The sequence below is a fragment of the Neopoerus faecalis genome (assembly GCF_029218125.1).
Taxonomy (GTDB): Bacteria; Bacillota; Clostridia; order Oscillospirales; family Oscillospiraceae; genus Oscillibacter; species Oscillibacter faecalis_A.
Genome location: NZ_JARFXX010000001.1, coordinates 408,253 through 428,979, shown reverse-complemented (window position 1 = coordinate 428,979; position 20,727 = coordinate 408,253). Strand labels below are relative to the sequence as shown.

The following is a 20,727-nucleotide window of genomic DNA, read 5'->3' as shown; positions in this document are numbered from 1 at the left end:
CACGGTGGAAAAGAAAAAATGTTATATCCAAACTTGCACCGCTGTGCAAGTTTGGGGAAACGTGTTCTGTGAGAACTGCTATACAGATGAAAAATTGCCTGCTAAATCACGGGCGGGGTGCAAATTTTTTCCGGCCCGGTACACCGTGACGATAAAGCATCAGATTCCGGGGTGTAAGAGGACACACGCTACTACTCTTTCCGCTGCCGCTCCTGTCTATCCCGCGGTACAGACCAGCGCTTAGCGAAGCGGAAAGCTATGCTGAATCAAGTCCGATTCTCCACCACAATTTTCAACCGCACTTCCAACTGCGGGCGTACACCCCTTCGCGGAACCTTTACCAGCGCAGCCGGTAGTAGACTTCTGGATTTTCTCGCCACTCCATACCGATTATCCCCTATCCTCGGGAGGGGTTTCCAAAGGGGAGGGCCGCCGCCCGCCCCTTTGTGCCCAGAGGGGGTATGGGGGACGGCGGCGTCCCCCATGTTTCTCTTTCGGGGGTCGGGGGGACATTCTCTTTTCAAAAGAGAATATCCCCCTGACTTCGTGTGCCGCATCGCGGCACTTTCTACAGCAAACTGCTGTATTTTCAGCGCCCTTTCAGTTCTATCCGTATAATATATACGTTATAATACAAAAAGTTTTCAATTTTGGAGTTTCATATGAAAGAGATCAAGGTAAAATATTTTGTGGACGGTATCGACGAGCTGTGCTACGTGGCCGGAAAGTCGGACTGGATCGACCTTCACGCCGCCGAGGACGTGGATATGAAGGCCGGTGAGTTCCGCCTGATTCCCTTAGGCGTGGCCATCGAGCTGCCGGAGGGGTACGAGGCCCATGTGGTGCCCCGCAGCTCTACGTTTAAAAATTACGGCCTGCTGCAAGCAAATTCCATGGGCGTGGTGGACTACACCTACCGGGGAGACAATGACCAGTGGCACGTTCCCATGTACGCCACCCGGGATGTCCACATCGACAAAAATACCCGCATCTGCCAGTTCCGCATCATGGAAAACCAGCCCGCGCTGGTCTTTACCCGGGTGGAGCGCCTCACCGGCCCGGACCGGGGCGGCTTCGGCTCCACCGGCAAATAAGGAGGATCGTATGCCGCATATCGTTTTGGCCTCCGGCTCCCCCCGGCGGCAGGAGCTTCTGCGCCGCATCGGCGTCACGGAGTTCGACATTCGGGTGCCCCGGACCGATGAGCACTATCCCGCCGGGCTGACGCCCCAAGGCGTTGTAGAATATATCTCCCGGGAAAAGGCGGACGCCGCCGCAAAGCTCTGTACCCCAGAGGAAGTGGTCATCACCGCCGATACCATGGTCTTTTTAGATGACCAGCGTCTCGGCAAGCCCCGGGACGAGGCCCACGCGCTTGAAATGCTCACGGCGCTTCAGGGCCGCCGCCACACCGTCTGCACCGGCGTCACCGTCCGGCAGGGGAACCGCAGCCTGACGGAAAGCGAGTCCACCGCCGTGATCTTCCGTCCCGCCACAGAGACGGAGCTTCGCAGCTATATCGCCACCGGCGAGCCCATGGACAAGGCCGGGGCCTACGGCGTGCAGGGCAAGGGCGCTCTGCTCGTGGAGCGGCTGGAGGGGGACTTTTTCAACGTCATGGGCCTCCCTGTCCTTCGTCTGAGCCGGATGCTGGCGCAGTTCGGCATCCGCCTGCTGTAAGCGCGTTCCCGCTCATTTTTCCTGAAATTTTGAAGGAGACCTTCATTTGAAAGACTTTCTGAAAAACAATGGGCTTTGGATTCTCTTTGCCGGGGCGATCATCGCCGTGGCTCTGGCGCTGCTGTCCTACTTCAGCACCAACTCCTCCCCGTTGGTGAATTTGGCAAACACTGTCACTGCCCCGTTCCGGGCGGTCTCCGCCTCCGTTTCCGGCTGGTTTGCGGATAAGCAGAATTACTATGCCGACAACAAATCGCTGAAGGAGGAAAACGAAGCGCTGAAGCAGCAGATTGCGGAGATGGAGGCCACTGTCCGGCAGGGCGAGGCCGCCAGCCGGGAAAATGCCTTTCTCCGGGACCTGCTGGACCTGCGCCAGCAGCGCCGAGACCTCAGCGACTTTGAGACCGCCACCGTCACGGAGCGCAGTGTCACCAACTGGACGTCCTCTCTGACGCTGGACAAGGGCTCCGCCCACGGCGTCGAGGTGGGCGACTGCGTCATTGACGGCGCCGGTGCGCTGGTTGGCCGCGTTTCGCGGGTGGGCTACAACTGGTCCACGGTACTGACCGTTGTGGATACGGACACCTCGCTGGGTGCCCGGGTCTACCGCACACAGGACATCGGCATCGCCGCCGGCGATTTTGCCCTCATGGGAGACGGTCTTTTGAAGCTGGACTCCCTTCCCGCCTCCGCCCAGCTTTTAGAGGGCGATCTGGTGGTGACCTCCGGCTTCGGCGGCTATATCCCCCCCGACCTTGTTATCGGCTCCGTCACAGAGCTCCGGGCCGAGGATTCCGACACCACCGTCTACGCTGTGCTCACCCCCGCCGCGGACCTCGCGTCCTTAACAGAGGTCTGCATCATCAAATCCTTTGAGGTGGTCAACTGACCGCTTCCCCCGATTTCCCGAAAAGGAGTGATTTCCATGCTGGCCCGCAGCGCCACGATTTTTAAATGGACGCTTTACGCGCTGGCCGGTCTGGTCTGGGCCGCAGTGCAAGGCGCCGTGCTCCGGCGCTTTTCGGTGTTCGGCGTCCTCCCCTTTCTCTATCCCCTTCTGGCCGCCATTCCCGCCACGCTGGAGGGTCCCGCCCCCGGCGCGGTGTACGCCCTCGTCTGGGGCGTGGTCTGCGATTTGCTGCTGCCCTCGTCCCTCCCCTGCTTTTATACCCTGATCTTCCCGTTGGTGGGGCTGGCTGCCGGCCTTTTGTCCAAGAGCCTCATCCCCGCCGGCTATCTCTGCTCCGCCGCCTCGGCCCTCCCGGCCTATCTTCTTACCGGCGTGTTCCACTGCATCGTCCTCTGGGCGCAGGGCCACGCCGCCTGGAGCGCCGGAATGTCCGTTACCCTCCGGGAGCTGTGCGCCTCCCTTTTGTGGAGCCTTCCGATGACATGGCTGTTCCTCCGCGTCTTCCGTCGGGTCCACGCGGACGATTGACCTTTCCCCTTAAACCGATCAGCGAGGTATCTCCATGAATCAACGCCCAACTCAAATCACCCGGTTCCACATCATCGCCGCGCTGTCGCTGGCGCTGCTGTGCGTTTATCTGGTGGTGCTTTTCAATATTCAGGTTGTCCACCACAAGGATTATCTGGCCCAATCCATCCAGACCATCACCCGCGTGGAAAACGTCAAGGCCTCCCGAGGCATCATCACGGACCGTTCCGGCCGCACCCTTGTCTCCAATCAATACACCTACAGTCTGACGTTTGACCCCACCCTTCTCCGCTCCGGCGAGGACCAGAACGAGGCCATTCTCCGCCTTGTCACCCTCTGCCGGGAGCAGGGCGTCGCGTGGGAGGATAACCTCCCCCTGTCCCTCTCCGCTCCGGCCCAGTTCACGCTGGACGGCTTTACGGACACGCAGAAGGCCCGCTTTTTCGCCTATCTCCGGGATCTGAAGCCCGCCCAGTCCCTTCTGGCCGCCTACGCCCGGACACATACCGAGCTGCTCAAGCCCCCGGCAGAAGGCTCAGAGCCGCAGGACCTCACGCTCTTAAAGGATGCGGAGCTTGCAAAGCAGATCGACTCCTCCCTTCTCACCACCGCGCTGCTGGAGGACATGGGCTTCGCTCCGGCGCTTTTGATGCAGTGGATGCGTGCGGACATGAGCCTTTCCGAAGACTATACCGATGAGGAGGCCCGCCTGATTTTGGGCGTGCGGTACGAGCTGAAGCTCCGCAAGCTGGGTGCCAACAACAACGCCTACGTTTTAGCGCAGAATGTGGATGTCCCCTTCTGCTCCCTTATCAGCGACGGTGACTTCCGCGGCGCCCGCATCATCCGCTCCTCCACCCGAGCCTACAGCACCACCTACGCCGCCCATATTCTCGGCACGGTGGGCGGCATTTCCGACTATACGGACGAGCTGAAGGCACAGGGCTACAAAATGAACGATACCGTCGGCCTCACCGGCGTGGAGGCCGCCTTTGAGCAGTACCTCCGGGGCACGGATGGAAAGCAGATGATCTCCGTCAACAGCGACGGGAAGATCACCGGCGAATACTATAGCGTAGAGCCCCGCTCCGGCTACACCGTGGAGCTGACGATAGACCTGGACCTTCAGCAGTCGGTGGAGGACGCTCTGGCCTCCGCCGTGGAATCCCTGAACGCCAAGGATGGGCTGGACAGCCGGGGTGCGGCCGCCGCCGTGGTCAAGGTGGGTACCGGCGAGATTCTCTCTCTTGCCTCCTACCCCACCTTTGACCTTTCCACATGGCGGCAGGACTATGCCGAGCTTTCCTCGGACCCCGCCACCCCCATGCTCAACCGCGCCGCCTCCAGCGCCTACGCCCCCGGCTCCACCCTGAAGCCCGCCACTGCTGTGGCCGCACTGGAATCCGGCGCCACTACCCCCTCGGAAACTCTGTTCGATACCGGCTACTGGAAGTACCCCAGCACCACATGGAACGGCGGTACCTGGTGCTGGAAGCACAGCGGCCACGGCAAGGTCAACGCCACCACCGCCATCACCAATTCCTGCAACTATTACTTCGCCGAAATGGGCTACCGCATGGGGCTGGACACCCTGAACGAATACTACTCCGCCTTGGGTCTCGGTGAGCCTACCGGCATTGAGATCGGCGAGAAAACCGGCCGTCAGGCCACCAACGAGGGCGGCAGCAATCAGGCTCCTTGGGCGGCCTACGGTCAGGCAGATCAGCTTTACACCCCCTTGCAGTTGGCCAATTACATCGCCACGCTGGTCTCCGGCGGACAGCACTGCCCCGCGCATCTGCTCAAGAGCGTAAAGTCCTATGACAATTCCGAGATCATCGCCACCGGCGATACCACGCCGCTCAATACCCTGAACATCAGCGATTCTACGCTTCAGGCCGTGAAAAAGGGAATGTACGGCTACACCCAGCCCGGCGGCATGGTCTATTCCTACTTCAAGGACTGCATCGTTTCCGCCGGTGCCAAGACCGGCACGGCCCAGTTGGGCGGCGGCCTGAAAAATAACGGCGTGTTCGTGGCCTTCGCCCCCTACGATGACCCGGAGATCGCCATTGCCCTCGTGCTGGAAAAGGGCGATGCCGGCGCGGCGCTGGCCTCCACCGCCGTGACCATTCTCAATTCCTACTTCAGCCGGGAGTCCACCGGCTCCATTCTCTCTGACAACGAGCTCATTCCTTGATTTGGGAGGGTTTTCCATGCGTGACCCCTTTGTATTCGATTCCCGCAGCGAATTCTGCAAATCCCCCTACGGTGCCGCCCCCTGCGGCGGCCGTGTTACATTTCATGTCCGTCCGCTGTACGCGGAGGGCTATTCCCGCTGTGTCCTTGTGGCATGGCGGGAATTTTCCAATTCCGCCGATACGCTGGAGCTAATGCCGGAGGGTACGGACGGAGACCGCACCCGCTTTTCCGGCGTTCTCACCGTTCCCCAAGAGCCGGAGCTGATCTGGTATTATTTCCGCCTGTTTCGCCCGGATGGTTCCACCCGCGTGTTCGACCGCTCCGGCTGGCGGGACGATGGCACACCCCAAAGCTGGCAGCTCACGGTCTACGAGCCATGCCCTACGCCCCGCTGGCTGTCTCAAGGCGTGATTTACCAAATTTTTCCAGACCGCTATTGCCGCCTTTCCGGCCCGGACCCCACCGGCCTTGTGGGAGACCGCACAGTGCACGAGAACTGGTCCGACTGCCCGGACTGGCGGCCGGACGAACACGGCGAGGTCCGCAACCGGGACTTTTTCGGCGGCTCACTGGCCGGCATTACCTCTCGCCTGCCGGAGCTGGCGGCTATGGGCGTCACCGTCCTTTACCTCAATCCGATTTTTGAATCCGCCTCCAACCACCGCTACAATACCGCCGATTACTGCGCCATCGACCCTATGCTGGGTACGGAGGCAGACTTCCGGCGGCTCTGCCAAAGGGCAAAGGCTCTGGGCCTCCGCGTCATTTTAGATGGCGTTTTTAACCATACCGGCTCCCAGAGCCGCTATTTCAACGCCGATGGCTTCTACCCGGATACCGGCGCGGCTCAAAGCCAAACTTCCCCCTATTTCGACTGGTTCAGCTTTCACCCGTGGCCCACGGACTATGACGCATGGTGGGGCATCAAAACCCTCCCCGCTGTCCGGGAGGACTGCCCCTCCTACCGAAACTTCATCATCCATGACGAAAACGCCGTGGTGCGCCGCTGGCTCCGGGCCGGGGCCTCCGGCTGGCGGCTGGATGTGGCCGATGAGCTGCCGGATGATTTCATCGCCGCCCTCCGCGCCGCCGTGGAGGAAACAGACCCGGACGCCGCCCTCATCGGTGAGGTCTGGGAGGACGCCACCACAAAAATTGCCTATTCTCAGCGCCGCCGCTATCTTCTGGGCCGGGAGCTGCACAGCGTTATGAACTACCCCTTCCGCACAGCCCTCATCGCCTATCTCACCGGCGTCGATGCCGATGCGTTCCGTGAAACGCTGGAGGCTCTGCGGGAGAGCTATCCCCCGGAGGCGTTTCTCTCCCTGATGAACTTTCTCGGCACCCATGATACGCCCCGTATTCTCACGGTGCTGGGTGCCTCCGCCGTTCCGACGGAGAAAGCTGAGCGGGCCGTATACCGCCTCTCCCCCTCCGAACGCTCACTGGGTCTGGAGCGTCTGCGCCTCGCGGCGCTGGTGCTGTTCACATTCCCCGGCGTTCCCACGGTCTACTATGGGGACGAGGTCGGCATGGAGGGCTGGGAGGACCCCTTTAACCGCGCCTGCTATCCCTACGGCCATGAGGACGCGGAGCTGAAGGCCTATTTCTCCGCACTGGCCAATTTTCGCCGCCGCACAGCGGCCCTTCAGCGCGGCGGCCTCCATTGGCTCTACACCGCCGGGCCGCTTCTCATTTTTGCACGAAAACAGGGCGGACTTTCCCTCATCACCGCTGTCAACGCTGCCGACATGCCACAGAGCGTGTCGCTGCCGCAGCTTTCCTCCGCGCAGCTTTTGCTCTCCACTCGCGGGCATCTGCTTCCCGCCCCGCTCTCTGCCGCCGAGAACTCCACGCCTGACCGCGCCGCCAACGCCGCCGCACCCGATACCACCCGAACTGCCATCGCGCCCATTTCTGCCGCGCCCGGCGCCGCCCCGAACGCTGCTGTGCCGACTTGTGCCGCATCCGCATTTTCCCCTTTGTCGGATTCCGGCGATTTTCCCGCGCCGCTTTCCGGCGCCACGCTGACGCTGCCGCCCCGCACCGGCTTCCTGTTCCGCTCCAATTTCTGACTCTACGCCCCCTTTCAGCTCTGTCAACGTTACCGCGCCCAATACCACTCTGAATATCGCCGCGCCCACTTCGGTTCCAATTCATACCGCGCTCGACACCGCTCCGATTACTTCTATGCCTGCTTCAGATTCGCTCAATGCCTCCCAAAATGTCATTGTGTCCGCTTACGCTGCGTCCGCACTTTTCTCTGCGACAGTTTTCTGCGATTTCTCCGCTCCACTCCCCGGCGGTACGCCGATGCTGTCCCCCCTCTCATCCTTGGCAAAATTTTGCGCTTTTCCTCCTCGACTACCACACCGCAATTTTGCGTTCTTTTTGCGCTTTATCGCCGTTTTCTCCCATTTCTCCCGGTGCACTTCTTATAAACATCACACTACAGTTTTTCGTCTGAGGTCTTTCGCCCATTCTCATCTCTCTGAACATTGCATTGCTTTTCTTCGTTTGATTTTGCCGCATAGACCTGCAACACCCTGCCGCGCCCATTTTTTCCATTTTCCGCATCTCGCTTGTACTTTTGTCTTAGTCACAAGCCCAACAACAACCAAGATAGCTCCGCGCTCAACCCGTGCCCCCTGCAATATTCGTCATTTTTTGCACTGTTTCCAAAATGTTTCACGTGAAACCTCTCCGTCCCAGCGGAGAGGTCCTCTTTTTTGCCGCCGCAATGTTTCACGTGAAACATTGCGATCCGAACCATCTGCATATCACAAGTTTTTTTCGGATTCAGCTTGAAACGTCAGGTGCGGCTTGCTATAATAGTCTTGCTGTAAAAATTGAGCTTCGGCTCGGAAAGCAGGTGGCCTGTGGCAAAAATCATTTCCATAGTCAATCAAAAGGGCGGTGTCGGCAAGACCACCACCTGCGTCAGCCTCACCGCGGCGCTGGCAGAACAGAAAAAGCGCGTTCTGCTGTGCGATTTTGACCCGCAGGCCAACTCCACCTCCGGCATGGGCGTGGACAAAACTGTTTCCAAAGGCGTTTACGAGGTGCTGGTCTCCGACATTCCGGCGGCAGAAGCCGTAGCGCACACGCGGTTCGGCGATGTGCTGCCCTCCAACAAGGCGCTGGCAGGAGCCGGTATCGAGCTCATCGGCATGGAAAACCGGGAATATCTGCTGCGGGACGCTCTGGAAACGCTGCGGCCGCAGTACGATTACATTTTCATCGACTGCCCGCCCTCTCTGGAGCTGCTGACCCTCAACGCCCTCTGCGCATCCAACAGCATTTTGGTGCCGGTGCAGGGCGAATACTTTGCGCTGGAGGGACTCAGCGACCTGATGAACACCGTCCGCATTGTGCGGCGCTCTCTGAACCCACGGTTGGAGCTGGAGGGTGTGCTGCTGACCATGTTCGACGGGCGGACAAACCTCGCCATGCAGGTAGCGGAGGAAGTGAAGCACTACTTCCCCGGCAAGGTCTACGCCACGGTGATTCCCCGCAACGTCCGGCTCTCCGAGGCGCCCAGTCACGGAAAGCCCATCACGGCCTATGACCGCTCCTCCCGGGGCGCAGAGGCTTATACAGCACTGGCAAAAGAATTTTTATCCAAGCAGTGAGTCCATATAGAAAGGAGTGTTTCTATGGCATCAAAAAAGCCCTCCGGCCTCGGCCGCGGCCTTGGCGCTCTGTTGGGCGACGATGCAGTAAAAGCAGAGTCCAGTGGAAGCCTTTATCTGCCTATCTCACAGGTAGAGAGCTGTTCCTCTCAGCCCAGGAAGCACTTTGACCCGGAGTCGCTTCAGGAATTGGCGGATTCCATCACAGAGCACGGCATTATCCAGCCCTTGACCGTCCGCAGGCTGGCCTCCGGCTATTATCAGATCATCGCCGGTGAGCGGCGCTGGCGCGCCGCTCGGCTGGCAGGTCTCACCGAGGTGCCTGTCATCGTCATGGAGGCGGATGACCGCAAGGCGGCTGAGCTGGCCATGATTGAAAACCTTCAGCGGGAGGACCTCAACCCCATGGAGGAGGCCGCAGGCTTTCAGGCTCTCATCGAGTCTTATCACATGACACAAGACGAGGCCGCACAGCGGGTGGGAAAATCCCGCAGCGCCGTGACCAACGCGCTGCGCCTGCTGGCGCTGTCGCCGGAGGTGCGGCATCTGGTCGAAATCGGGCAGCTGTCCGCCGGACACGCTCGGGCGCTGGTCCCCCTTTCCCCTGCTTTGCAGCTGCGGGCCGCAGACACCATCATCAAGGGAAACCTGTCCGTGCGGCAGACAGAGTTGCTGGTAAAGCGGCTCTCCGCCGAGGCAGAGCCCGCCAAAAAGCCGAGGGACGCGGACACAGTGGATTATCTCACTGAAGCGCAGAACGATTTGAAGGCATGGCTGTGCCGGGGTGTGAAAATCGTTCCGGGACGCAAAAAGGGTAGAATCGAGCTGGAATACTACGGCACGGATGACCTCAACGATTTGCTGGAGGCGCTGTCGGTGATGAAGGTCAAAAAAACATCGAAAGGATCATCACAGGCATGAAATTTGAAAAACGCGCTGCCGCCGGGGAAACACCCACGGAACAGGAGCCGCAGGAGACTGGCAAAAAGCCAGTGATCGTCTACATCCTGATTTTGTTTTTGGCAGCATTCCTGCTGATGTTCCTCTCCCTGTTAGCGCACCAGCGCAGCAATTCAGAAGCGCTGGGAAAGCTGCAGAATTCCGTTTCCGCCATTCAGGAAATTCAGGCTACACAGGAGCAGATCATTGAACTGCAGGAAAAGGTAGACGCGGTGGAAAAGGAGCGGGACGAAGCCGAGGACAAGCTGAGGACCTCCGAGGACAGCGCTGCGGCTCTTGAAAAAGAAAACAATGCACTGCTGGCGCTCTACACGCTGCAGCAGGAGTATCTCACCGGGAATTTAGATGGCTGCCGCCTGACATTGCAGGAGTTCAGCGACCAGAAGCTGGACGAGCTGCTGCCGGACACCGCCCCGGAGGGCGTCACCACCCCGGCGCAGCGGTATCTTGAACTGAAGGAAGTCATTTTAAATCATCAATAAAATCATTTAATCTTAATTTAAGGAGAAAAGAAGTATGCTGGACATCAAGTTTATCCGGGAAAATCCGGAGCTGGTGAAGGAAAACATCAAGAAAAAATTCCAAGACGAGAAGCTGCCTATGGTGGACGAGGTCATTGCGCTGGACGAAAAGCGCCGCGCCAACATTCAGGAGGCGGACCAGCTCCGCGCCGACCGCAACCGCCTGAGCAAGCAGGTGGGTATGCTGATGGGTCAGGCCAAGAAGGACCCCAGCAAGCTGGCGGAGGCCGAGGCTGTGAAGAAGCAGGTCACGGATGAGGCCGAGCGGCTGGCAGCCCTTGAGAAGCTGGAGGCCGAGCTGGACGAGAAGGTCCACCACATCATGCTCCAGATTCCCCAGATCATTGACCCCTCTGTGCCCATCGGCCCGGACGACTCCGCCAACGTGGAGGTCCAGCGCTTTGGTGAGCCCAAGGTGCCCGACTTCCCCATCCCCTACCACACCGACATCATGGAGAGCTTTGACGGTATCGATATGGACGCCGCAGGCCGCGTATCCGGCTCCGGCTTCTATTATCTGCTGGGCGACATCGCCCGCCTGCACGAGGCCGTGCTGGCCTATGGCCGGGACTTCATGATCTCCAAAGGCTTTACCTACTGCATCCCGCCCTTCATGATTCACGGCAACGTGGTGGAGGGCGTCATGAGCCAGACGGACATGGACGCCATGATGTACAAAATCGAAGGCGAGGACCTGTACCTCATCGGCACCTCCGAGCACTCCATGATTGGCCGGTTCATCGACCAGATCATTCCCGCCGAGAAGCTGCCTCAGACGCTGACCTCCTACTCCCCCTGCTTCCGCAAGGAAAAGGGCTCTCACGGCATTGAGGAGCGCGGTGTGTACCGCATCCACCAGTTTGAGAAGCAGGAGATGATCGTGGTCTGCAAGCCCGAGGACTCCAAGGCGTGGTACGATAAGCTGTGGAACTTCTCCGTGGAGCTGTTCCGCTCCATGGACATCCCCGTGCGGCAGTTGGAGTGCTGCTCCGGCGATCTGGCCGACCTGAAGGTGAAGTCCTGCGACATTGAGGCATGGTCTCCTCGTCAGCAGAAATACTTTGAGGTCTGCTCCTGCTCCAACCTGGGCGATGCTCAGGCCCGCCGCCTGCGTATCCGCTACAAGGACGAAAACGGCAAGATGCAGCTCTGCCACACGCTGAACAACACCTGCGTAGCGCCTCCCCGGATGCTGATCGCCTTCCTTGAGAACAATCTGCAGGCTGACGGTACGGTGAAGATTCCCGAGGTCCTGTGGCCCTACATGGGCGGGACGAAGGTTCTGGTTCCCAAGAAGAAATAATTTTTCTGCATTTTGCAAAAATAGCATGAATCGGCCATAGTGCTACAATTTGTATTATTTCATTTAAATAATACAAATTGTAGCAGGCCGATACAGCGTATAGAGCGGGCCGGAATACATCAAAGGTACAGTTTCGCCTCTGAAAACGGCCCCATTCCGGTCTGCGCCCTGAACCCGCTGCGGCGCAACGGGTTCACGGTTTCCCATTTTTCGATAAAAAAGGAGGCTCTCCCTATGTCCTCTCCCGAAAAGGCAAAAGGCTTTATGGGCGAGTTCAAAGCGTTCATTGCCCGGGGCAATGTGCTGGATATGGCAGTCGGCGTCATCATCGGCGGCGCGTTCGGCAAAATCTCCACCTCACTGGTCAATGACGTCATTATGCCCCTGATCTCCGTGCTCACCGGCGGCGTGGATTTTTCCAACTGGAAGATCGTGCTGAAGGCCGCCGCGGCCGGCGCCGATGGCGCCATTGACGCCTCGACGGAAATTGCCATCCGATACGGCGCGTTTTTAGCGACCATTTTAGATTTCCTGATTATCGCCTTCGCGGTGTTTCTGATGCTTAAGGCCATCAACGGTTTCCACGATAAGCTGAAGAAGGCTGAGGAGGAAGCGCCCGCCAAGGAGCCCGTGCCGCCGGAGCCCTCTAACGAGGAAAAGCTGCTGACGGAGATCCGGGACCTGCTGAAAGCCCGGAAATAATGGAAGCACTTCTGAAAAAGGGCTTGGCGGAGCTGAGGCTGGACGAGGGCGCCACCCCCTCCCTGCTGCGGTTTGGAGAACTGCTGCTGGAAAAAAACAAGGTGATGAACCTCACTGCCATCACGGAGCCGGCAGATGTGGCGGCGCTGCACTTTCTGGACTCCGCCGCGCTGCTGACACTAACGGACTTTAAGGGGAAGTCCGTGGTGGATGTCGGCACCGGGGCAGGCTTTCCCGGAATGCCGCTGAAAATTTTAGAGCCGACCATCCGCATGACGCTGCTGGATTCCCTTGGAAAGCGCATCACGTTTTTGCAGGAGGTCTGCGATAATCTGAAACTGACAGACGTGGCGTGCGTTCACGCCCGGGCGGAGGAATTTGCCGCAGAGCACCGGGGGCAGTTCGATTTTGCCACCTCGCGGGCCGTGGCGAACCTGTCGGTGCTGTGTGAGCTGTGTCTGCCGCTGGTGAAAACCGGGGGATATTTCCTCGCCATGAAGTCTGTGGATTCCGACGCGGAGCTGAAGGACGCCGAGAGGGCTATCCGGACACTATGCGGCCGGGTAGAGCGGTCGGCGGACTATCGGATTCCGGGAACAGAGGTGATCCATCGGGTCATTTTCATCAAAAAAGAGGCGGAAACACCGAAAAAATACCCAAGAGCCTTTGCAAAAATCAAAAAAAATCCACTATAAGGTAAAAAGCTGTAAAAACAGTAGCTTTTACAGTTGCGAATTTCAAAACGGCACACTATAATAGCAGACAGAAGGGAGAGGGCAGCGTGAAGGGACAGAGCATTGCGGTGGTGTCCGGCAAGGGCGGCACCGGCAAGACCTCGCTGACTGCCGGCGTCGGCACGGCGCTGGCCCAGAGCGGCCGGAGCGTGTTGTGCGTGGACTGCGACATCGGGCTGCGGAATCTCGATTTGGCGCTGGGCCTGACGGACCGGGCGCTGATGGATTTTTCCGATGTGGCGCTGAAACGCTGCTCCCTGGAGTCCGCCGTGGTGGCCCATCCCAATATCCGGGGGCTGTATCTGCTCACCGCGCCGGTGCGGCTGCGGGGGCCCGCCGTGACGGAGGCGGATTTCCGGCAGATGCTGTCGGAGATTCGGGAAAAATTCGACTACTGCCTGCTGGACGCTCCGGCGGGGCTGGGCCTTGGGTTCCGTTTAGCAGTGTGCGGCGCGGACCGCTGCGTGGTGGTGACAACACAGGATGCCTCTTCCCTGCGGGATGCTCAGCACACGGTAATGGAGCTGCGGCAGTTCGGTCCGGGGCGGCTGCATCTGGTGGTGAACCGGGTGCGGAAAAAGTTGCTGCACAGTATGCACGCCACCATTGATGACGCTATGGACAAGGCGGGCCTGCCGCTCATCGGCGTTGTGCCGGAGGATGACAGCCTGACACTATCGCTCAATCAGGGCGTTCCCCTGCTGCTGACCTCATACAGCGGCGCGGCCAGCGCCTACCGCAACATTGCCGTTCGTTTGCAGGGCGGGAGAGTCCCGCTGCTGCGTATCAGATAAAGAAATCTTCAAAGGAGGGAGTCTAACAGATGAATATCGCGCTCATGTCCCATGACAACCGAAAGGATTTGATGGTTCAGTTCTGCACGGCCTATGCCGGCATCCTTTCCCAGCATCATCTTTACGCCACCAACACCACCGGACACATGGTCGCGGAGGCCACAGGTCTGAAGGTGCACTGCTTCTTATCCTACGCCCACGGCGGCAGCCAGCAAATCGGCGCCCGCATTGCCTATAATGAGTTCGATCTGGTGCTGTTTTTCAATGACCCCAGCAACGAAAAAATGGCCGGTGAAATCAGTTACATCTCCCGCCTGTGCGACCAGAGCAATGTTCCCTTTGCCAGCAACATCGCCACGGCGGAAATGCTGATTCTGGGTCTGGCACGGGGCGATCTGGACTGGCGCATGATCGTCAATCCCGCCAGCAACCGGCCTATCGCTTGACAAACCGCCGGAAAACGGCTATGATAATCAGACCGCGATGACGCCGCAGCAGTACACCGGAGGACAGGCTGACAGAGAGGGATTTCACGCTGAGAGAATCCCGCCGGCACCGGAGGAAGGACAGCGGCGGAGCGGGGACGGAAACGTCCACGGTTCCCTTCCCGTAACAGAAGGCCAAAGGGGGCAGTCTGCCCCGAATTTGGGTGGCACCACGAAGCCTTGCGCTCTCGTCCCAAAGGTATTGGGATGAGAGCGTTTTTTTCTTGCTCCCGCAAAGGGGTATTCCCATACAGGGCAAGGGGAAGGTACCTTTGGCGCATAGATACCTTCCCCTTAGACCCCCACCGGAAACATGGGGGAAATCGGGACAAGCGCCGCCAGCGGCGGATTAAGCGTCCCGATTTCGAGGAAACGGCACGATTGGCGGCCCGTAAGGGCCGAGAATCGTAATGCCGTAACGGTGTGAGCCACCGTCCCCCATACCCCCTCTGGGCACAAAGGGGCGGCGGTAAAATGAAATGCAAAAAAGACGCTCTCGGTTTCTCTTTCCGCTGCCGCTGACAGGCATTCAGTAAAACTTCGTCTGTTCCTGTACCCGCAGCTGGGGGGGCAGCGGTAAAACGAAATGCAAAAAAGACGCTCTCGGTTTCTCTTTCCGCTGCCGCTGACAGGTATTTTCTAAAGCCTCGTCTATTCCACAAAGGGGGGCGTGCCCTCAATTGAGGGGGCGGCTATGACTTGGGGTGGAAAATTGGACTTTTCAGTACAGCTTTCCGCTTCGCTCAGCGCCGGTCTGTATCGCAAGGCAATCAGGAGAGGCAGCGAAAAAAGGAGAAAAAGGCGTCCTATTCGTACCCCTGAAACTAATATTCTATCGGCGCGGCGCACAAGGCTGGATCAGATTTGCACCCCGCCCGTGATTTAGCAGGCAATTCTTCATTTGCACAAGGGTTCTCACAGAATCCGTTTCCCCAAACTTGCACTTACGTGCAAGTTTGGATATAACATTTTTTCTTTTCCACCGTGCACGGCGCATTTTCTTTTTGATGTCTCAAAAAGAAAATGGGGGGTGCATCCTGCGCGGGGAAACCGCGCTCCCTGCGGCGGAGCCGCGCAATTCCTGTGCCGTATGGCGGCACAATAAAAAGGAGAATGACTATGGCAAAAATGACCCCTCGGACGCTGTCCGGCTTTATGGAGCTGCTGCCGGCGCCCCAGCAGCAGATGGAACGCATGATGGACATTCTGCGGAAAACCTATGCACTGTACGGCTTCACACCGCTGGACACGCCGGTGATCGAGTCCAGCGAGGTGCTGCTGGCCAAGGCCGGCGGCGAAACGGAGAAGCAAATTTACCGTTTCCAGAAGGGCGACAGCGACCTCTCCCTCCGCTTTGATTTGACGGTGCCCCTTGCAAAGTATGTGGCGCTGCACTACAACGAGCTGGCCTTCCCCTTCCGCCGCTATCAGATTGGCAAGGTATACCGGGGCGAGCGGGCCCAGCGGGGACGGTTCCGGGAATTTTATCAAGCGGACATTGACATCATCGGGGACGGAAAGCTGTCCATCACCAACGAGGCGGAGATTCCCGCCATCATTTACCGCACATTCTCCACACTGGGACTGAAGCGGTTCCAGATTCGGGTGAATAACCGGAAAATTTTGAACGGCTTTTACGCTCTGCTGGGCCTGACGGAAAAATCCGGCGACATCATGCGGACGGTGGACAAGCTGGACAAGATCGGGCCGGAAAAGGTGAAGGCCATTCTGGTAGAGGATTTTGCTGTCAGCGAAAGCGACGCCGATGAAATTTTGAAGTTCATCGCCATCAAGGGCAGCAATGAGGAAGTCCTATCGGCGCTGGAGGGCTACACCGGCAGAAACGAGATGTTCGATCAGGGGCTCAGCGAACTGAACACCGTGGTGAAGTATCTGGCGGACTTCGGCGTACCTGCGGAGAATTTCGCCGTGGATCTCACCATTGCCCGTGGTCTGGATTACTACACCGGCACGGTCTATGAGACCACGCTGCTGGATCACCCGGAGATCGGCTCCGTGTGCTCCGGCGGACGGTATGACAATCTGGCGGAGTTCTACACCGACAAGCAGCTCCCCGGCGTGGGCATTTCCATCGGCCTGACCCGGCTGTTCTATGTGCTGGGCGAGCAGGGGATGCTGAATCCGGAGCTGCCCACCGCCCCGGCGGATGTGCTGATCCTGCCTATGACGGAGGACCTCTCCCCCGCCATCGCGCTGGCCACCCAGCTGCGGCAGGCGGGCATCCGCACCCAGCTCCACTGCGAGCAGAAGAAGTTCAAGGCCAAGATGAGCTATGCCGACAAGCTGTCCATCCCCTATGTGATCTTCCTGGGCGAGGACGAGATCAACGCTGGTGTGGTGGCCTGCAAGGACATGAAGTCCGGCGAGCAGACCAAACTGAATACGCAGGAGACCATCGACCGGATCAAGGCCGGTCTTGCTGAACTGGAAAAAGGACGCGTGATCGTGGAATAACCACAGAAAGGAGCCGTTATGAAGCTGACTCTGAAGCGTGACCTGCCGCTGCTGCTGGCGGCGCTGCTGGTGATCTGGGGGCTTTGGTACACCCGGCCCATCGGTGTGGACACCCTGTATCCGGAGCTGGAGCCAGACATCATTTATGTGACGCTGATCGATTTTACCGGCAGCGGCCATGAGGATCAGAATCTCAAGCTCACCGCCGGGACAGAGGAATTTGACGGTCTCTGGTCGGAAATTCGGGAATTGCGGTTCCGGCGCTCTCCCTTCAACGTGGTGGTGCAGGCCCTCCCCTTTCTGGAGGGGATCGTGGGTTCCTATGTCAAATACCCGGAGGACGATGATATAGACCACCTGATCATCGGCTTCGCGCAGGACAACGGGACTGACACATGGCGGTCGGAGGATCTGCAATTCTGGACGAATTCGTGGAGTTACCGGGACTTTGACCATGGGGTCACGCTGCCGCTGATGATGAAGAACGGCCACGAGATCGGGCAAAAAATGGCCCACGAGCTGTGGGAACAGGCGGCCGAATAAATACAATTTGTTATTTCTGATTTTAATTATACAATTCTAAATCACTTTTCATGGAAAGGAAGCAACAATATGATGCAGAATCGAACTCATACCTGTGGAGAGCTGCGCCTCAGTGACGCAGGCAAGCAGGTGAAAATTTCCGGCTGGATGGAAAACGTCCGCGTGGTCAGCGCCAATCTGGCCTTCGTGGTGGTCCGGGACTTCTACGGCACCACCCAGGTGGTGGCAGAGACCGAGGACATGGTGAACACCTTCAAGGCCATCACCAAGGAGTCCACCATCTCCGTGGAGGGCACCGTCCGGGAGCGTGACAGCAAGACCGACAAGATGGCCACCGGCGACATTGAGATCGTCCCCGCTAAGGTGGAGGTGCTGGGCCGCTGCCAGCACAGCGAGCTGCCCTTCCAGATCAACCGCAGCCGGGAGGCCGACGAAGCCCAGCGGCTGAAGTACCGCTATCTGGATCTGCGGAACCCCGTCGTGAAGAAGAACATCATTCTGCGGTGCAACGTGGTGGCCGCCCTGCGGAAGTCCATGACCGAGCACGGCTTTTTGGAGATCACCACGCCCATTCTGACGGCCTCCTCCCCCGAGGGCGCCCGTGACTATCTGGTGCCTGCCCGGAACCATCCCGGCAAGTTCTACGCGCTGCCCCAGGCTCCCCAGCAGTTCAAGCAGCTGCTGATGACCTCCGGCTTCGACCGCTACTTCCAGATCGCCCCCTGCTTCCGTGACGAGGACGCCCGTGCGGACCGCTCCCCCGGCGAGTTCTATCAGTTGGATATGGAGATGGCCTTTGCCACGCAGGAGGACGTGTTTGCCGTTTTAGAGGACGTGCTGCCGCCCATCTTCGCCCAGTACGGCGCTTACAACCGGGCCAGCGGCGCACCCTTCACCCGCATCCCCTACACCGAGGCCATGGAGAATTACGGCTCCGACAAGCCCGACCTGCGGATCGACCTGCGGGTGCAGGACGTCACTTCTGTTCTGGGCGGCTGCGGCTTTGAGCCCTTTGCCGAGGGCAATCTGGTGAAGGCCGTGAAGGTCAGCGATTTCCACGAGACCCGGAAGTTTATCGACAAGACGCTGGCAGATGTGGAAACTGTGTCCGGCGGCAAGGCCTATTGGTTCCGCATGGACGAAAACGGCGAGCTGGTGGGCGGCATTTCCAAGTTTGTCACCCCCATCAAGGAGAAGGTCGTCGAGGCCCTGGGGCTGAAGGCCAACGACTTCGTGGCGCTGTCCGCAGGCAAGCGGGACGCCGCCCTCAAGACCGCCGGTGTGCTGGTCAAGACCCTGGGCGCTGCCGTTCCCGGCCACATGGACAAGGAGCAGTACGCCTTCTGCTGGATCGTGGACTTCCCCATGTACGAGATCGGCGACGAGTCCGGCGAGCTGGAATTCTGCCACAACCCGTTCTCCATGCCCTCCGGCGGTCTGGATGTGCTGCTGAAGGCCGAAAAGGGCGAAATCGACCCCCTGAGCATCACCGCTGACCAGTACGATCTTGTGTGCAACGGCGTGGAGCTCAGCTCCGGCGCTGTGCGGAACCACGATCCTGAGATCATGATCAAGGCCTTTGAACTGGTGCGTCTGGGCGAGGATGATGTGAAGGCCAAGTTCCCCGCTATGTACAACGCCTTCACCTACGGCGCGCCCCCCCATGCCGGTATCGCGCCGGGCGTGGACCGCATGGTGATGCTGCTGGCCGGCGAGGACAGCATCCGTGAGATCATCCCCTTCCCCATGAACAAGAACGCTCAGGACGTGATGATGAGCGCCCCCAGCGAGGTAACGCAGAAGCAGCTGGACGAGCTGCACATCAAGGTCACGGCTCACGAGGAGTAAGGGAACACATACAACAGTATAAAAAGGAGGGCAAATGCCCTCCTTTTTATACTGTTAAGTTAGGGATGAGCAAAACTCCGATTTGCTCATAAGACCACACAATAAATAGTGCTATCCGACTTGACTGCGGCCTATATATTGTGACTCGACTTTGCAAAACTTGCGTTTTGCTCATCCCTATACTGTTAAGTATACAATACGGATTCTGAACACAATTTTATTCTCAGTACCTATTCCGAATCAGCACTTCACGCAAAAAGCCAAACAAGACGGCAAATAAAAAGCGTATCATTTCGCTTCTCTATACGCTTCGGTGAGAATCAATTCGCCGCGTCCATTTATAACAATTCCAGCCCATTCCAAAACTGCGGCCAAAACAAACACCGGGTCAAAAACAGAATCCCCTATCTTTCGATCGTGATCGCGACAAAGTGCAACCGTTCCAACAACCGTATTTTCCTCGCAGCCGGGTTCACCGAGCTTATGGTTCCTTCCATTGCCCTTCCGCGCTCTGCCGCCTTGCTTGATAAGGAGATCTACAATCGCATCAAACACCTCATACTTATATGCGGGTTTAACCGGCAGCTTATCGCTTGTAAATGTTGTTCCATCCGGCTCGGCATAAATTTCGCATGGAAGTCCTCTGGCGGTAAATACCGTAACATGACCGCCGTGTTCTTTCAGCTTTGCCTTGATCATTTCGGATGCACTTTTACTCGTATAATCCACATTCATACGGCTTACATCGATCTCCTTTGGAATTATATTTTCTGTTGTGCTGCTGAGATTTAAGGCGGCAAGCAATTCATCCAATTTCTTTTTTGCTGTTGGATAAGATATCTGCATCTCAGACTGCACCTCCTTGAGATTTCCTCTGTTCTTCAAAAAAGTAATCAAGAACTCAAATTGTTCATTGTCAAGCAGATCAAAGGGGCTAAGATCAAATGTATTTTTCAGTTCCATACCGCAATCCGGACATTTTAATGTTGTAACTTGCAGCGTTTCATGACAAGCGGGACATTTTGAAATAAGACGCTTCACACGTAGCACCTCCTTTGCCTAAATAGTACAATAGAAACATATATTTATCAATATAGTATTAAATTATTTTTATACTATTTTGTATATACTCTCAATCCACACAGTCAAATACGTAATCACCAGCAAAAAGGAGGGCAAATGCCCTCCTTTTTGCTGTAATTTTGAAAAGCATCGGCGTGCTCTACCGCTTTTGCTCGCTTCGCTCCAGCAGATAGTCCAACGAAACATTAAAATAATCGGCAATCCGAATCAATTCCTTAATGCCGGGCTCCCGCTCTCCGTTTTCATAACGGCTGATGGTATTCTGCGTCATGGAAAGCTCCATCGCCAATCGCTGCTGCGACATATTTCGTTCTAAACGCAATTCTC

General features: G+C 57.9%; 20 protein-coding genes. 17 read left to right on the top strand and 3 right to left on the bottom strand.

The features are described from left to right. Positions 1–662 precede the first annotated feature (662 nt). Genes PY311_RS01960 through PY311_RS01935 form a run of 6 tightly spaced genes read left to right on the top strand, consistent with a single transcriptional unit; the run spans position 663 to position 7,395 of the window. Positions 663–1,094 carry a dUTP diphosphatase gene (locus PY311_RS01960; RefSeq protein ID WP_286146996.1) on the top strand — a complete coding sequence of 144 codons (432 nt, stop codon included), beginning with the start codon at positions 663–665 and terminating at the stop codon, positions 1,092–1,094. 10 nt (positions 1,095–1,104) lie between these two features. Beyond that, a complete protein-coding gene (locus tag PY311_RS01955; RefSeq protein WP_286146994.1) occupies positions 1,105–1,680 on the top strand; it encodes a Maf family protein in 576 nt (191 codons plus the stop codon). A gap of 46 nt (positions 1,681–1,726) precedes the next feature. Further along, positions 1,727–2,569 carry a rod shape-determining protein MreC gene (gene mreC, locus PY311_RS01950; protein ID WP_286146993.1) on the top strand — a complete coding sequence of 281 codons (843 nt, stop codon included), beginning with the start codon at positions 1,727–1,729 and terminating at the stop codon, positions 2,567–2,569. A gap of 36 nt (positions 2,570–2,605) precedes the next feature. Next, complete coding sequence (locus PY311_RS01945; protein WP_286146992.1) at positions 2,606–3,118, top strand: hypothetical protein; 513 nt, start codon at positions 2,606–2,608, stop codon at positions 3,116–3,118. Between the two features lie 34 nt (positions 3,119–3,152). Then, positions 3,153–5,318 (top strand): penicillin-binding transpeptidase domain-containing protein, encoded by a 2,166-nt coding sequence (locus PY311_RS01940; protein ID WP_286146991.1) that lies wholly within the window; start codon positions 3,153–3,155, stop codon positions 5,316–5,318. A 16-nt stretch (positions 5,319–5,334) separates the two neighbouring features. Then, complete coding sequence (locus tag PY311_RS01935) at positions 5,335–7,395, top strand: glycoside hydrolase family 13 protein (protein ID WP_286146990.1); 2,061 nt, start codon at positions 5,335–5,337, stop codon at positions 7,393–7,395. Positions 7,396–7,684: 289 nt separating this feature from the next. Here the strand turns inward: PY311_RS01935 and PY311_RS01930 are convergent, their stop codons facing one another. Continuing rightward, entirely contained in the window at positions 7,685–7,888 is a 204-nt protein-coding gene (locus PY311_RS01930; RefSeq protein ID WP_286146989.1) for a hypothetical protein, read from the bottom strand. 311 nt (positions 7,889–8,199) lie between these two features. On the opposite strand from PY311_RS01930, the gene PY311_RS01925 reads away from it, so the two are divergent. From PY311_RS01925 to aspS, 11 genes are all read left to right on the top strand, one after another. Continuing rightward, on the top strand, positions 8,200–8,952 hold the full coding sequence (locus PY311_RS01925; RefSeq protein WP_286146988.1) for a ParA family protein: 753 nt from the start codon (positions 8,200–8,202) through the stop codon (positions 8,950–8,952). Between the two features lie 24 nt (positions 8,953–8,976). Beyond that, the gene (locus tag PY311_RS01920; RefSeq protein ID WP_286146987.1) at positions 8,977–9,873 is read left to right on the top strand and encodes a ParB/RepB/Spo0J family partition protein; all 897 of its coding nucleotides are present in this window, start codon (positions 8,977–8,979) and stop codon (positions 9,871–9,873) included. After that, positions 9,870–10,394, top strand: a complete 525-nt coding sequence (locus tag PY311_RS01915; protein ID WP_286146986.1) for a hypothetical protein — start codon at positions 9,870–9,872, stop codon at positions 10,392–10,394. Before PY311_RS01920 ends, PY311_RS01915 begins: the two co-directional genes overlap by 4 nt. Before the next feature lie 34 nt (positions 10,395–10,428). Next, the gene (gene serS, locus PY311_RS01910; RefSeq protein ID WP_286146985.1) at positions 10,429–11,736 is read left to right on the top strand and encodes a serine--tRNA ligase; all 1,308 of its coding nucleotides are present in this window, start codon (positions 10,429–10,431) and stop codon (positions 11,734–11,736) included. A gap of 234 nt (positions 11,737–11,970) precedes the next feature. Then, positions 11,971–12,438, top strand: coding sequence for a large-conductance mechanosensitive channel protein MscL (gene mscL, locus PY311_RS01905; RefSeq protein ID WP_286146984.1), 468 nt, complete (start codon positions 11,971–11,973; stop codon positions 12,436–12,438). Continuing rightward, entirely contained in the window at positions 12,438–13,133 is a 696-nt protein-coding gene (gene rsmG / locus PY311_RS01900; RefSeq protein WP_286146983.1) for a 16S rRNA (guanine(527)-N(7))-methyltransferase RsmG, read from the top strand. Before mscL ends, rsmG begins: the two co-directional genes overlap by 1 nt. Positions 13,134–13,219: 86 nt before the next feature. After that, a complete protein-coding gene (gene minD / locus PY311_RS01895; RefSeq protein WP_286146982.1) occupies positions 13,220–13,966 on the top strand; it encodes a septum site-determining protein MinD in 747 nt (248 codons plus the stop codon). 29 nt (positions 13,967–13,995) lie between these two features. Then, positions 13,996–14,412: a methylglyoxal synthase gene (locus PY311_RS01890; protein ID WP_286146981.1), complete on the top strand. Its 417-nt coding sequence runs from the start codon at positions 13,996–13,998 to the stop codon at positions 14,410–14,412. A 1,158-nt stretch (positions 14,413–15,570) separates the two neighbouring features. Beyond that, positions 15,571–16,926 carry a histidine--tRNA ligase gene (gene hisS, locus PY311_RS01885; RefSeq protein ID WP_286146980.1) on the top strand — a complete coding sequence of 452 codons (1,356 nt, stop codon included), beginning with the start codon at positions 15,571–15,573 and terminating at the stop codon, positions 16,924–16,926. An 18-nt stretch (positions 16,927–16,944) separates the two neighbouring features. After that, positions 16,945–17,469 carry a hypothetical protein gene (locus PY311_RS01880; protein WP_286146979.1) on the top strand — a complete coding sequence of 175 codons (525 nt, stop codon included), beginning with the start codon at positions 16,945–16,947 and terminating at the stop codon, positions 17,467–17,469. Positions 17,470–17,538: 69 nt separating this feature from the next. Next, positions 17,539–19,317: an aspartate--tRNA ligase gene (gene aspS / locus PY311_RS01875; RefSeq protein WP_286146978.1), complete on the top strand. Its 1,779-nt coding sequence runs from the start codon at positions 17,539–17,541 to the stop codon at positions 19,315–19,317. A 288-nt stretch (positions 19,318–19,605) separates the two neighbouring features. Here the strand turns inward: aspS and PY311_RS01870 are convergent, their stop codons facing one another. After that, positions 19,606–20,358 (bottom strand): DUF2089 domain-containing protein, encoded by a 753-nt coding sequence (locus PY311_RS01870; protein WP_286146977.1) that lies wholly within the window; start codon positions 20,356–20,358, stop codon positions 19,606–19,608. Positions 20,359–20,539: 181 nt separating this feature from the next. Further along, positions 20,540–20,722 (bottom strand): helix-turn-helix domain-containing protein, encoded by a 183-nt coding sequence (locus PY311_RS01865; RefSeq protein ID WP_350309692.1) that lies wholly within the window; start codon positions 20,720–20,722, stop codon positions 20,540–20,542. Positions 20,723–20,727 lie beyond the last annotated feature (5 nt).